General features: G+C 52.6%; 13 protein-coding genes. 5 read left to right on the forward strand and 8 right to left on the reverse strand.

The window, feature by feature from the left end; genetic code table 11:
* Positions 1–217 precede the first annotated feature (217 nt).
* Positions 218–1,915, forward strand: coding sequence for an S-type pyocin domain-containing protein (locus ACMWKA_RS13805; RefSeq protein ID WP_414760334.1), 1,698 nt, complete (start codon positions 218–220; stop codon positions 1,913–1,915).
* Positions 1,912–2,379, forward strand: coding sequence for a DUF6392 family protein (locus ACMWKA_RS13810; RefSeq protein WP_414760335.1), 468 nt, complete (start codon positions 1,912–1,914; stop codon positions 2,377–2,379). Before ACMWKA_RS13805 ends, ACMWKA_RS13810 begins: the two co-directional genes overlap by 4 nt.
* 42 nt (positions 2,380–2,421) lie before the next feature.
* Here the strand turns inward: ACMWKA_RS13810 and osmV are convergent, their stop codons facing one another.
* The 8 genes from osmV to ACMWKA_RS13850 form a co-directional block, all read right to left on the reverse strand.
* Entirely contained in the window at positions 2,422–3,570 is a 1,149-nt protein-coding gene (gene osmV, locus ACMWKA_RS13815) for an osmoprotectant ABC transporter ATP-binding protein OsmV (RefSeq protein ID WP_029882806.1), read from the reverse strand.
* Positions 3,570–4,217, reverse strand: a complete 648-nt coding sequence (gene osmW / locus ACMWKA_RS13820) for an osmoprotectant ABC transporter permease OsmW (protein ID WP_006808875.1) — start codon at positions 4,215–4,217, stop codon at positions 3,570–3,572. The genes osmV and osmW overlap by 1 nt, the downstream gene beginning before the upstream one ends.
* An 8-nt stretch (positions 4,218–4,225) precedes the next feature.
* On the reverse strand, positions 4,226–5,125 hold the full coding sequence (gene osmX / locus ACMWKA_RS13825) for an osmoprotectant ABC transporter substrate-binding protein OsmX (protein ID WP_038980457.1): 900 nt from the start codon (positions 5,123–5,125) through the stop codon (positions 4,226–4,228).
* An 18-nt stretch (positions 5,126–5,143) separates the two neighbouring features.
* Positions 5,144–5,854 (reverse strand): osmoprotectant ABC transporter permease OsmY, encoded by a 711-nt coding sequence (gene osmY / locus ACMWKA_RS13830; protein WP_414760336.1) that lies wholly within the window; start codon positions 5,852–5,854, stop codon positions 5,144–5,146.
* Between the two features lie 269 nt (positions 5,855–6,123).
* On the reverse strand, positions 6,124–6,867 hold the full coding sequence (locus ACMWKA_RS13835) for a YoaK family protein (RefSeq protein WP_014831711.1): 744 nt from the start codon (positions 6,865–6,867) through the stop codon (positions 6,124–6,126).
* Between the two features lie 155 nt (positions 6,868–7,022).
* Complete coding sequence (locus tag ACMWKA_RS13840) at positions 7,023–7,646, reverse strand: glutathione S-transferase family protein (protein WP_414760337.1); 624 nt, start codon at positions 7,644–7,646, stop codon at positions 7,023–7,025.
* A gap of 84 nt (positions 7,647–7,730) precedes the next feature.
* Positions 7,731–8,915, reverse strand: coding sequence for an MFS transporter (locus ACMWKA_RS13845; protein WP_414760338.1), 1,185 nt, complete (start codon positions 8,913–8,915; stop codon positions 7,731–7,733).
* A gap of 112 nt (positions 8,916–9,027) precedes the next feature.
* A complete protein-coding gene (locus ACMWKA_RS13850; RefSeq protein ID WP_129317860.1) occupies positions 9,028–10,155 on the reverse strand; it encodes an alpha/beta hydrolase in 1,128 nt (375 codons plus the stop codon).
* 117 nt (positions 10,156–10,272) lie between these two features.
* Between ACMWKA_RS13850 and ACMWKA_RS13855 the strand changes: the two genes are divergently transcribed.
* From ACMWKA_RS13855 to ACMWKA_RS13865, 3 genes are all read left to right on the forward strand, one after another.
* Entirely contained in the window at positions 10,273–11,157 is an 885-nt protein-coding gene (locus tag ACMWKA_RS13855; RefSeq protein WP_414760342.1) for a LysR family transcriptional regulator, read from the forward strand.
* 330 nt (positions 11,158–11,487) lie between these two features.
* The gene (locus tag ACMWKA_RS13860; RefSeq protein ID WP_414760339.1) at positions 11,488–11,943 is read left to right on the forward strand and encodes a hypothetical protein; all 456 of its coding nucleotides are present in this window, start codon (positions 11,488–11,490) and stop codon (positions 11,941–11,943) included.
* Positions 11,944–12,329: 386 nt separating this feature from the next.
* The coding region (locus tag ACMWKA_RS13865) for an AAA family ATPase (protein WP_414760340.1) at positions 12,330–13,568 on the forward strand (1,239 nt) is incomplete at its 3' end.

Here is a 13,568-nt window from a genome sequence, read left to right on the forward strand (position 1 = left end):
GGAACTCAACCAGTATGCAAATGAGTGTTTATAGGGGTGTTCTAAATATTTAAGTTATTTATTTTTAGTGGTGATTTATTTGGTTGTTAAATATTAACCAAAAGTGCGGAATAAATCTGGTTAACTCATATTCATAGTAAAATTCCTTTTTTATTAACGAAAAGGAAAAGGGAATTCTTTATGAGTAATCAATTTACTAATTACCGGAGCGTAACGCATGGGTTACCGTACCGATAATTTTGGCCGGGGACAGGCGCTTGAGAATGATAAAACGACTACCGGTGCCAGGTGTATTGCGTCTATTACAGACAGCACCGAATTTGGACGCAGAATTCTCAGGGTAGGTGATAAAACCACTCCCTGTCCTAAATGTGGCAGGAAGGGCGTGATTGTATCAGGTGAGGAACGGGTGACATTTTACGGCGTACCCGTCGCCGTTCACGGTTCAAAAGTACACTGTGATTGCCCACCAGGTTCAAATCGGGTAATTGCTCCCGCAGGTCAGTGGCTGGGACGTGGCCGAGACCCGGTTGATGTTGCCAGGGAAGAACACGCCGCCAGGCTGGCAGCAGAAAAGCAGGCTGAAGAAAACCGCAGAGAGGAGGAAAGGGAGCGCAACCGCGTATTTGCAAAGTCCTGCCTGCGCGGTGAGGGCTGCAATGATGCCGGTGACCAGCGCGAGCCCCATACCAATTTTGCCGATATGGCATTTTTCCTGGCCATGCCCGCCAGCGACCCGGCAACCGATTCAGACACCCCGCAGCACGCGCAGACCGCCAGAAAGAAAAAGCCAGAGGATATCCCCAGACCGAAAAAACGCAGCGCCCTGTACCGCTGGTGGAACGGCAACCATGAGGAGATGGAATATCAGGCGGCCGTTGCAGCTGCTGCAGCTGCTGCGCGGGTGCAGACGGCCACCGCAGGCGCAAGCTTGCTGGAACTCATAAGCGGCAGGGCGCTGACCTATGGCACATGGGCAGTGCGTGGTGCCGTCGGGCTGGGTGAGATAGCCACCGCGGGAGTGGGTGCTCCTGTGGCCGGGCTGCTGGTGGGAATGATGCCCGGCAGGCTGAACGACGGCGAACAGGATTTTATCGACCGTATGCGCCTCGCGCAGATGCGTGAAGCCCCAAGCCGTGTTCGCTATACGTGGGAGAACGACAGCAGGGGGAACCCGGTGCCGCATGGCTGGCATACGCCGCCTGGCCGGGACAGTGTGCGCGTCAGAAAAATGGAGTACGACAGTAGCGCGCAGGCGTACACCTTCACCACGGAGGAAGAACCGCGCATCACCATCGTGTGGACGCCTGACCGAACAGACGAGAAAAAGCCGTGGAACACCGGCGACCAGGCGCGGCCAGTGCTGCCGAACCCGGTCGTTGTTGACCCGCTGCCCGTTAACACCGGCATAACGGCGACCACCAGCCCGGCACAGGGAGAAAAGAGTTTCGCGGATTACATTCTGATCCTGCCGTTCCCTGACCTGCCGCCGATTTATATCTACCTGAGCAAACCACCGGTGGAGTTTCTGGAGGTTGAGCTATACAGTGACTTTAAGCGCCGTTCACGGCAGGGGATGTATGAGGCGGATCACATGCCGTCGGCTGCGGCTGTTAAGGCCTATCTCCGTAGGGAGTATCCATATTTAAAAGAAACGGAAATTCAGGAGTTTTCATTACAGGTGGCGGCTATCGTTGTCCCTAAAGATGTGCATCAGAAAATCAGTGAAACTTATGGCGGACGTAATACTCTGGCACAGATTGATCTGGACTCGCAGAACTTACGGGCAGCAGCGGATCGTAATCTGGATACCATTAAGCCATCGTTAAAAAAGCAGGGTGCCACTGAAGAACAAATAGAAACTGCCAGAACCAAAATGCATGCTCTGAACAGCCAGCAAGGATTATACAAATGACAGTAAATGTAGAAGCACTTATCCATAATCTGGGCAAAAGCTATAAAGAGTTAGTTGATAATAGGTTAATCACCTACAAAAGTGAGCCTAAAGGGGCAGCAGGCGACCCCGTGTTACTTTTACCAATGGCGAACGAGGGTGTTTATTTAGCCTTTAATCGAGAAGGGAGAATACTGAAAGAAATTACGTTGTCTATTCAGCGTTATGATGTAAAGGGATGGGTCTTCCCAAATGTACTCCCTTCACCGTTGCAGCAAAACATGTCTCGTACATGGATTCATCAGGCGTTTGGTGAGCCCGAAGACACGATTGCCCCCAGAATGATAATGAATCGCTCTTTCGGTTGGGTTGAAAAATTTACCGTTGAAGATGTTCACACACCCACCACAATGCAGATAGATTACGATCTTAACGAGATAGTGAAAGAAGTCGCTTTTATTCTCACTTCTGACATTCGCTGGTAAAGCTTAGCATAAGCCCCGGAAGGGGCTTTTCTGGTATAATTTTCAGCTCTCACTGTGAATATTCAGCGCCCGGCGCGTACGCCCTGAGCTGAGGTACTCCGCGATATAGTCCTGCGAAATCTCGCCGTTATAGCGACCCTCTTCATCCACAATCGGCATCCAGCTGGTGTTGCTTTCATACAGGCGGGAGAGCACCACGCGCAGGTTATCTTCCGCTTTGCCGGTCATTCGGAACGGATGCAGGATATCGGCACAGGTGCCGCTTGCGTTGCGCGCTTCCCGGCGTTTCACAAATCCCAGCGGTTTACCGTGCTCGTCCACCACGGTGATGGCGCGGATATCGTTATCATCCATGGTGGCAAAGGCCTCTGGAAGCGGGGTAGAGCCGCGTACCGTGATAGTAGGCTGCTGGTCGGTGACGTCGCCTGCCGACACCAGCAGCAGGCGCTTCAGGGTGCGGTCCTGACCCACAAACGAGCCGACAAACTCGTTCGCCGGCTTCGCCAGGAGCTCGTCCGGGCTGGCGCACTGGACAATCTTCCCCTGACGGAAAACGGCGATACGATCGCCCAGCTTCAGGGCTTCATCGATATCGTGGCTGACCAGCATCACCGTTTTCTTCAGCTTGCGCTGCATCTCCAGAAACTGGTTCTGGATCACTTCACGGTTGATGGGGTCCACCGCGCCGAAGGGCTCATCCATCAGCAGTACCGGCGGATCGGCCGCCAGCGCGCGGATCACGCCGATACGCTGCTGCTGGCCGCCGGACATCTCGCGCGGATAGCGGTGAAGAAACTTACGCGGATCCAGCGCCACCATATCCATCAGCTCTTCGGCACGGGTTTTACACCGGGCTTTATCCCAGCCCAGCATGCGCGGCACCACGGTAATGTTCTCTTCGATGGTCATGTTCGGGAACAGGCCAATTTGCTGAATCACGTAGCCGATGTTGCGGCGCAGCGTCACCGTATCCATCCCGCTGGTGTCTTCACCGTTAATCAGGATCGTGCCGCTGCTTGGCGTAATCAGGCGGTTGATCATCTTAAGGGTGGTGGTTTTCCCGCAGCCGGACGGGCCGAGCAGGACGCACATTTCCCCTTCAGGCACGTTCAGGTTGACGTTGTCCACGGCCTTAAAGGTCTGGCCGTGCTTCTGTGAAAAATGTTTGGTGAGGTTTTCCAGTTTTATCATTATCGAATCCCCTTCGGAGTCAGTACCACCTGCAGACGGTGCAGCAGCCAGTCGAGCACAATCGCTAAAAGACAAATCATCAGCGCCCCTGCAATCAACATGCGGATATCGCTCCCGCCGATGCCGTTAAGCAGCAGCAGACCCAGGCCGCCCGCGCCAATCACGGCGGCAATCGCCATTACGCCGATGTTCATCACCACGGCGGTGCGGATGCCGCCGAAAATCACCGGTAGCGCCATGGGAATTTCAACCCAGCGCAGCCGCTGCCAGAAGGTCATGCCGATGCCGCGTCCGGCCTCACGCAGACCCGGTGGCAGGCTGTCCAGCGCGGTATGGGTGTTGCGTACAATCGGCAGCAGCGAGTAGAGAAACACCGCGGTAATGGCGGGCAGGGCGCCAATGCCCTGACCGATCAGCGAAAACAGCGGGATCATCAGGCCAAACAGGGCGATGGACGGAATGGTCAGCACGATGGTCGCGATGCCCAGCACCGGTGTCGCCAGCCATTTGTGACGGACAATTAGAATGCCGAGCGGAACGCCGATAATAATGGCCAGGCCAACCGCCAGCGCCACCAGCCACAGATGCTGCAGCGTCAGGGTTAACAGGTAATCCCAGTTATCCAGAATGTAGTGAATCGTCTCCATAGCGCCTCCTACAACAGCTTTTTGCTACGCAGGAAATCACGGGCGACCTGCTGCGGTGACTGATGATCGATATCCACCTTCTTGTTCAACTCGGTGATAACGTCGTTGTTGAGCTGGGCGGAGAGGGTGTTAAGCGCCTCTTCCAGCCCCGGGTTCGCCTCCAGCGTGTCTTTACGCACCACCGGGGTGACGGCATAGCTCGGGAAGAAGCCTTTATCATCTTCCAGTACTTTGAGGTCGAAACCTTTCACGCGGCCGTCGGTGGTGTAGATCAGCCCGGCATCAACAAAACCGTCGCGCACCGCGTTATACACCAGGCCGGGATCCATCTGGCGGATCTGCGGACGGTCCAGCTCCATGTTGTAGGCCTTCTGCAGCGGCTTCATCCCATCGCTGCGCCCGGCAAACTCAAGATCCAGTCCCAGCAGCCAGTTCTTGTCCGGGTTGGTTTTACGCACCTGCTCAATCTTCGCCACCATCTCAGACATGGTGTTGATATGTTCCGCTTCGGCGCGTTTACGCTGCATGGCGAAGGCATAGGTGTTGTTCATATCGGCGGGTTTGAGCCAGACCAGACCGTGCTTCGCGTCCAGACGCTTAACCGTCTCGTAAGACTCCTGCGGCGACATGCGTTTGTTGATGTGGTTAAAGATGATCAACGATGTACCGGTGTACTCCCAGGTCATATCAATCTGTTTGTTGATCATCGCGTTACGGGAGATAACGGTCGCAATATTGGTTTGCGGCTGCACCTGGAACCCTTTCTTTTGCAGGTACTGCACGGTCATGGCCGAGAGAATATGCTGCTCGGTAAAGCTCTTGGTCGCCAGAATCAGCGGGGCGGCTATCGCCTGGCTGGTGAAGAGCGCCGCGGCACACAGCGCCGTCAGGCTGGATATTAGTCTCATGAAAGCTCCTTGTTATTGTTATCGAGCGAGATGGGGACTCATCACGCGACCCAGCGCAGCCAGCAGGGTGTCGAGGATCAGGGCAAACAGCGCGGTGGCCGCCGCGCCCAGGATCAGTGTCGGGAAGTCGTTCAGGTAGATGCCGGGGAAAATCAGCTCGCCGTAGCTGCTGGCGCCAATCAGGAAGGCCAGCGGAGCTGTACCCACATTAATGGCGGTGGCGATGCGGATGCCCGAGAGCATCACCGGCCAGGCGTTAGGTAACTCCACCTGGCGCAGACGCTGCCATTTGGTCATCCCAATCCCGTTCGCCGCTTCCAGTAACGACGACGGCACCGAGCACAGCCCGGCGTAGGTATTGCGCACAATCGGCAGCAGCGAGGCAAGAAACAGGGCGATGATGGCTGGCGTATCGCCAATGCCAATCACCACCATCGCCAGTGCCAGAACGGCCAGCGGCGGCAGGGTGTTGCCGACGTTGAAGATTTGCATCACGTATTCGGCTACCCCACGCGCCGCCGGGCGGCTGAGCAGGATACCCGCCGGAATGCCAACCAGCAGTCCGAAGAACATCGAGGAAAATACGAGGATTAAATGCTGTTGCCCGAGGTAGATCAGGTCAACCTGGCGCGCCTTGATCGTCTCCAGCCCAATGCCCCAGGTGAGGAGGGCCAGAACCACGATAATGGCGCCGACAAACAGCAGCGAGCGTTTGAGTAATGGATGCATTGCGGTGTGTCTCCCTGTGCGCATGCGTTATCGCAACCAGCGGTTGCCTGTTGTTATGCCATGTTTCGGCAGGGGTAGTTGACCTATAGCAAGCGTTTGGGAAGGGTTCCAGCGAAGGGGGAAAATCAGTAACCCTATGAAACTAGTGACAACCTTGATTAAGCCTTATGAGGTAAGGGCTGGCTGTGAGAGGGCAGAATAGTCCTAAAGCGACTTCCTGAAAGTGACGGTGTCACAACTGTCGTGACATTCTGCCCTCTGCGTTTTGACTATCGGCCGAGGGCTGCGCGAACTTTGCGCACGCGCACCGCGATGGTAATCATGGAACAAACGGATACCAGCGCCAGTATGACACCCAGCGCCAGCATTGCATTAAAGCCAATCCACCTGAACAGGAGCAACCCTGCGATACCGCCCGTAATAAACGAGAACAGGGTGGTTAAGTGGGTTTTAAGCTGGCTTTTCTGCGCCGCAGTATCTTTGGAGTAGTCCCGGCGCAGCATCGCCACGACTACCGAGGCCAGCGATATCCCCGCGTCTGTCAGCGTGCCGGTGATGTGCGTTGATCTCACCCGGCCGCTGGAGAGCTGGGTGGAGGTGGAATTGTGGATCCCCATCAGACCACAGAGAAAGATAATAATTGTGCGGTTGCTGGTGAGGGCATGGAAATACATCTCGTAAACCGAAATACCGGTCAGTAATAACCCTTCGACAAACAGGATCTGGCAAAAAACCAGGCGGATATTATGGATAATGCCCCAGATAACAATAATGCGCGCAAGAATGGCACCCGTGACAAACGCCAGAATAATGGAGCCAAAGAAAATAATATCGTTCAGATCGGTGGAAGAGACTTCGCTGGATAATTGTGAGGTATTGCCGGTCATGTGAGAGGGGAAAAAGCCAAATGCCCCAAGGGCGATGGCGTTGAGCAAGCCAGCGGATGTCGCCAGCCAGAGGGCTAACCGGCGATCCTCCTGATGCGTTCGTTCTTTTTTGAGTTTAATCAGCAAGAATACCTCCGGGGTGAGCTTTGCCTGAAACGTCAGGCTAGCAAAGCGGTACAACGGACAGTCCAGGATATGGCTTAATTATTATTCCCTCTGACGAGATGCAGGGTTTTGTAATTAAATAAAATATCCTTGCTGAATATAGGGCCGTGGGGAATTCAGACCATGCCGTTATTTCCGTGTCGCAAAAATGCCGGGCGCTGATTAAGACGTTCAAACCAGGCATCAATGGCAGGCACAGCGGGTTTGTCAAAAGGCGTCATCCTCCAGCGGTTCACCGACAGCCCCAACACCACATCTGCAAGCGTAAACGTTTCGCCCGCAGTAAAGGCACCGGTGCGCTGCAACTGCTGCTCCAGAATGCCGATGCAGTGGTTCCACTCTTTTATCCCGGCGGCAATCCGCACGGGATCGTTATAGTCCGGGTTTTTGCGCCCCAGCGCCGGGAAGACATAGCGCCAGGCGTTGTTAAATTCGGTTGCCTGCCAGTCCATCCAGCGCTCGACGTTAGCGCAGGCCTGCGGCTGCGATGGCAGCAGGTCATCGCGTCCGGCTTTGCGCACCAGGTAGCGGCAGATTGAATTCGATTCCCACAGCACAAAATCGCCGTCGATCAACACCGGCACCATGGCGTTGGGGTTCAGGGCGCGGAAGGCGTCCGTTTCCGTCGAGGCAAATCCGCTGCCGTAATCTTCCTGCTGATATGCAATTCCGGCTTCTTCGCAGGTCCAGAGGACTTTACGCACGTTGATGGAGGTGGTTTTGCCAAGGATGGTGATCATGCTGTCGCGCCTCTTCACAGTGATTGTGGGTTCAAAAACAATACACCAGCGCCATAGAAAAGCGGCAATTAATCCTCTGCGGCGTTATCTGTTCAGACGTGCGAGCCGCCATGTCACTCCAGCCGCACTGAGAAGCAGCAGGCCGCTCATGAGAAAGGTGCTCTGCCAGCCCAAATAGTCAAACATCATGCCTCCGGTAGTTGATCCCAGCGCAATGGCAAGCTGGATCACCGCAACCATTAACCCACCGCCAGCCTCAGCATCTTCCGGAAGCGTACGGGCGATCCACGTCCACCACCCGGCAGGTGCCGCCGTCGCCAGCATTCCCCAGAGCCCTAACAGCGCGGCAACGGCCCATACGATGTGCCCGGTCAGAATCAACCCACCCGCAATGGTGGCCATCAGCAGGGGAATGGCCATTAACGTCAGGTAAAATGACGCGTTGAGCGCCATGGCAATCACGAGAGTACCTACAAAACCTGAAACGCCGATGGTTAACAATATCAACGACAACCCGGAGTCGCTAACGTGGGTAACGGTTTCAAGGAACGGACGCACATAGGTAAATAACGCAAACTGACCCATAAAGAACAGGCCGCAGGCAAGCATGCCTGCAATAACGGCCGTCTGACGAAACAACCGAAAGACCGTCCCACGCGATGTTGCCCGGTCATTCCCCTTCATATCAGGCAGGCTATAGCATTGCCAAATGAACGCGACTATTGCCACGGGCACCAGACACAGGAAGGCGCCACGCCAGCCAATAGTCGCGCCGAGATAACTGCCAAGTGGGGCGGCAACCACCGTCGCCAGCGCGTTGCCCCCGTTGAAAATAGCCAGCGCGCGCGATACCTGATGTTGTGGCACCAGGCGAATAGCCGTTGCCGCAGACATGGACCAGAATCCGCCGATGGCAATACCGATCAGGGCGCGGCCGGTTATATAGACCGGATAGTTCGGTGCAAAGGCAATAATCGTTCCCGACAGGGCCATCAGTAGCGTCATTCCCAGCAGGAGATATTTTCTGTTCATGCTGCCAGCCAGTTGAGAAAGCGTCAGGCTGGTCAGGACGGCCAGTGCGCCGGAGACAGCAATCCCCTGGCCCGCCAGCCCCTCGGTGACACTTAAATCTCGGGCGAGCGGGGTAAGCAGGCTAACGGGCATAAATTCAGAGGCGATCAAAACAAATACGCACAGGGTCAGGGCAAAAATGCCGCCCCAGTACGTATGTTCACGGTTCGATTGCGTGGTTTGGCTTAGTGCGGACATAGTCAGATTTCATCAAGGCGTAGAGAGGGCCACCCGTTTGGCTCGGGTGGCGTATGCTCGTCATGCTTCAGGCTAACGCGTATGCGGCCTGCAGGATCCCGGGCAGAACGGCTTATTTCAGGCTGGTTTTGAAGAATCGCTCAAACTGTGCAAACGGGATCTTTCCGGCGGCATTGTCGTAAAGATCGACATGGTTTGCGCCCGGGACAATGACCAGCTCTTTCTGTTTGCTGCCAACGGTTTTAAACTCGTCCTCGGCAAAATAGCGGGAGTGCGCTTTTTCACCCGTCACGATAAGCGTCGGGATGCTGATCTCCCCGGCGTAGCTTAACAGCGGCATGTTCATAAAAGACAACGGCATGGTTGCTGTCCATGCGCCGGTGGAGTTGACGGAGCGTGCATGGAATCCGCGCGACATCCGGTAGTAGTCATAAAACTCCTTCAGAACCGGATTCGGGTTGGCGGGTAATGCTTCTGGCAGAATACGCTCAGCCGCCGTTACGTTGCCGTTTTCATCGACATAGATATCATGGCCGCCGTGCGCGAAGGTGCCGTTTTCGGCATCTTTCCAGCGCTGCTCGTTCAGATACTGCAGTACGGCCCGACGATCGGCCGTGGAATAGCGATCTTTCCCGTCGCCAACGCCGTGGCCCATGGCACGGCTCATGTCATACATCACGCTGGTGGCAACCGCTTTTACGCGGGTGTCCATTGCTGCCGCGTTCAGTGCCATGCCGCCCCAGCCACAAATACCCAGAATGCCGATACGGTTTCGATCAACCTCTTGTTGCAGGCCCAGGAAATCGACCGCGGCGCTGAAGTCTTCGGTGTTGATGTCCGGCGAGGCCACGTTGCGTGGCTGGCCGCCGCTTTCGCCAGTGTAAGACGGGTCGAACGCCAGCGTGACAAACCCTTGTTCGGCCATCGTCTGCGCATAGAGCCCGCTGGATTGCTCCTTGACCGCGCCAAACGGCCCGCTAACGGCAATCGCCGCCAGCTTGCGGTCCCCACGGTTTTTAGGCAGATAAAGATCTCCCACCAGGGTAATGCCGTATCGGTTCTGGAATGTCACCTTTCGATGGTCAACCTTATCACTTTTGGCGAAGGTTTTATCCCAGGTGGTCACCATCGAAATGGGCGCGTTTGGGTTAGTCGTTTCTGCATAACTCATTGTTGTCACTCCACTTAAAGATGCACACAGCAGCATCGCCACTGACAGTTTTTGGGTGAATGTTTTCATTAGAGATCCCGTGCGTTGTTGTGATAAGGGGAGTATAGGGAGCAGAAATCGTGCTGATTAGAGGGTGAAAATTGCTAAGATTAATACCAATTTGTTATGAATCAGAGAGCAGGCGCGATGGCGAAACGGGAAAACTACAACGAGCTTTACTTGTTTATGCAGGTGGTACGCGAGGGAAGCTTCACGGCAGCCGCGCAGCGACTCGGACTGGCACAATCCGGGATCAGCCGCTCGGTACGTGAGTTGGAGGCGCGGTTGGGCGTTCAGCTTCTGGTGCGTACCACACGAAAATTGTCACTTACCCACGCCGGGGAGCAGCTTTATCAAACCACGGAGTCAGCATTCGATACGCTTGATACCGGGCTGGCCACCCTGGCCCATTACCGCCAGACGCCGTCCGGTACGGTGCGCATCAATGCCAGCCAGCACGCTATCGATAAATGCCTGCTGCCAAAGCTCGCCATCTTCAAGCAGCGTTACCCGGATATCCGCCTTGAACTGATGAATGAAAGCCGCTTCGTTGACATCATTGCCGAGCGGTTTGATGCGGGCGTCAGGCTGGGGCCTGAGGTCGGGCAGGGGATGATTGCGGTACGCATCACGGCTGACATGGAAATGGGCGTGGTTGCGGCACCAGAGCACTTCCGCCGCTATGGCTTTCCGCAAACACCTGAGGATTTGGTGAGGCACCCCTGCATTGCGTATCAGTTTGCCGACGGTAATCTTTATCACTGGGAACTGGTTCAGGACGGCAAGAAAATCTTTCACCGGCCAGAAGGACAATGGGCGCTATCGGACAGTTACATGGAAGCGGAAGCTGCCCGGCTGGGCCTGGGTCTAGCCTATATTCCGGTGGAGCTCGTGGCGGACGATCTGGAGCGCGGAACGCTTATCCGGGTCTTGCAACGCTACAGCCTGCGGATGGAGGGGTTGTTTCTCTATTATCCGCATCGCAATGTGTCGCCAGCCCTGAGAGCAGTGATCGATACGCTGAAAATGTAGGCGGGAAGACTGGCTTTCTGGAAGGAGCCTCGCAAACCTAAAAGTAACCCGGTGAAAATGAAGGTTAATGCTTTTATTCCGGTTACCTGGGTCGTAAAGTGACGGCGTTGCGGCACATCCGCAATCGGGTGTAGGAACCCGGATCTCACAGTGCGACTTTATTTTGTCGCAACAGTGCATATGCCGTTAAAATCACGGTGGCGCTGGCGGAGCAGCCATAAGGCTGGCCGTTTTCTCTGTGGGCGGTATTCCTACCTCCGTCAGCGCTGCCCCCTCGAGCGTAGGAACTCATCGGGTGGTTAATTCAATTTCATACACTGAGGATGCCTTATGGCTACTATCCCAACCCTGTCTTACCTGCAATCTGACGAAAACATTATTCAGCAGCTTATTACCCGACCCCTTCCGGTTGACACCGATCTTTTTGACGTTGCTGATAACTGCGCCGCGCTGGTGACCGTGCTGGTCGAAAGCGATGATAGCGTCATTAGCACTGCGCTCTGTGAGCGTCTGCTGCAAGCGCTTCATCCACTCCGCGAACTCTGCGATGCCGATCTCCCGCCGAACCTTATTGAACAGCTGATTGTGGGAGAGAAAATGACCTCCTGCGTGCCCGACTGCTGGCACGACACCGCTACCCAGATAGACTATGCGCTGGCACTTACCCAAGCCGTTAAAGGGGGGACATTGCCCGCGAACGTTGCAAAAGAGCTTACGGGGCTGCTGCACGATATGATCTGGCTACTGGCGGAGTTTGTGAAGGAGCCGCGAATTGTGGCGCACTGAGTGCGGGTAGGCTTGGTTAGCTGCTTAGAGGGTGTTGTGGGAAAGGGGCTGGGTGGGCCCCTTTGAGGTTCATATGGATGCTTATCTATTTAAAATTTTCGCTACCTAGCTGGAGATAAAGCTCCTGGGAACTATAAATTGAAATTTTAGAAATCTTCAACAACCCCTATAACAGCCATTGCGGAACCTGATTAGTGCTTTTTAGGTCATAATTAGTATAAACAAAATTCTTTTAGACTAGTTAGCAATAACATCAAGTTGATGTTAGGGAGAAAGCGAGATTTTTGTAAGAGAAATCGACAACTTGATTTTTCAGAAAAATCTTATTAGATTGATTATGTTTTGCCAGTTTTTACAATAGAGTAATACATTTTACAGGAGTTTTTATGTATATATCTTTCCTAAAAATAAACAACTTCAGGAAGTTTGGAGAGACTGAAAACATTATTGGTTTTGTTAAATCTCATAGTGAATCACCCAAAAAAGATTTAGTTGCTTCCTCAACAACTCTAGTGATTGGAAAAAATAACTCTGGTAAAACTACTGTAACCAAAGCCTTAGAACTTTTGCACTCGGACTCTGAGAAAATTACTGGGCATGATTTTAATTATAATTATTCAAAAAAAATTCTTGAGAAACATTTAAATGATGATTTTAGCATAGCACCAAAGATATCTTTTGAAATAGAGGTTATTTTAGATGATGAAGAGCATGATCTTATCGGCGAGTTTAGACCTTTTATCGATGCAAAAAAATTGTTAACTGATGGGGTGCGAAAGGCGAATGTTATCATTGAGTATGAAGTAAAAGTAATAGCTGATTATCAGTCTAAAATAGAAGCGCTTAAAAAAGACTGTTTAAGCTGTGAAGGTGATTTTGAAGTGACCTTTAGAAAATATCTCGATATATTATCTAAAACACAATTCAGGAGAAGGATAAAAAACTACCAGAACATAAGTATCGAGACCTTAACACCGAGGAATTTTATTGATTTGAGGGTTATTTCGGCTGCAAAAAATATCCATGATAAAAGATTACTTACAAAATCATTCAATAAAATAATTAAATATATGTACGAATGCGATGAGAGTGAATACAAAGGAATAATAAGTCTGGTTGATGGAAATAATGAAAGTCTGACTAAAAACATTAAAGTTAAACATCAGTCAGGAGTTGAAAGAATCCTAAAAAAAATAATATCAGACAAAGATATAGGAATCGAACTCCGATCCGAATTAACATTCGATAAGCTTATGTCTGACCTGATAATTTATGAACATAAAGATGGAGAGTTTCTTGTCCCTGAGAGTCAGTTTGGTCTGGGTTACGCAAGTTTAGTAAGTATTCTTGGTGAGTTAATTGATTACACGAATCAAAGCTTGAAGGAAATAGGTCAGAGTAGAATCAGATTATTATGTATTGAAGAGCCAGAAGTTTTTATGCATCCTCAGATGCAAATAAATTTTATTAGACATATCCAAGAGGCCTTAAATGAAATTCTATCTTCGCATGTTGCAGAACTAAATTCGCTGAAAAGCCAAATACTAATTACAACACACTCATCTCATATTTTAAATAGTGTGATTCACAGTAGTAATACTTTTGATGATATTAATTATATTTAC

The organism is Enterobacter sp. 03-F-07-AD-ECC, assembly GCF_047530935.1.
In the GTDB taxonomy this organism is placed as follows: Bacteria; Pseudomonadota; Gammaproteobacteria; order Enterobacterales; family Enterobacteriaceae; genus Enterobacter; species Enterobacter cloacae.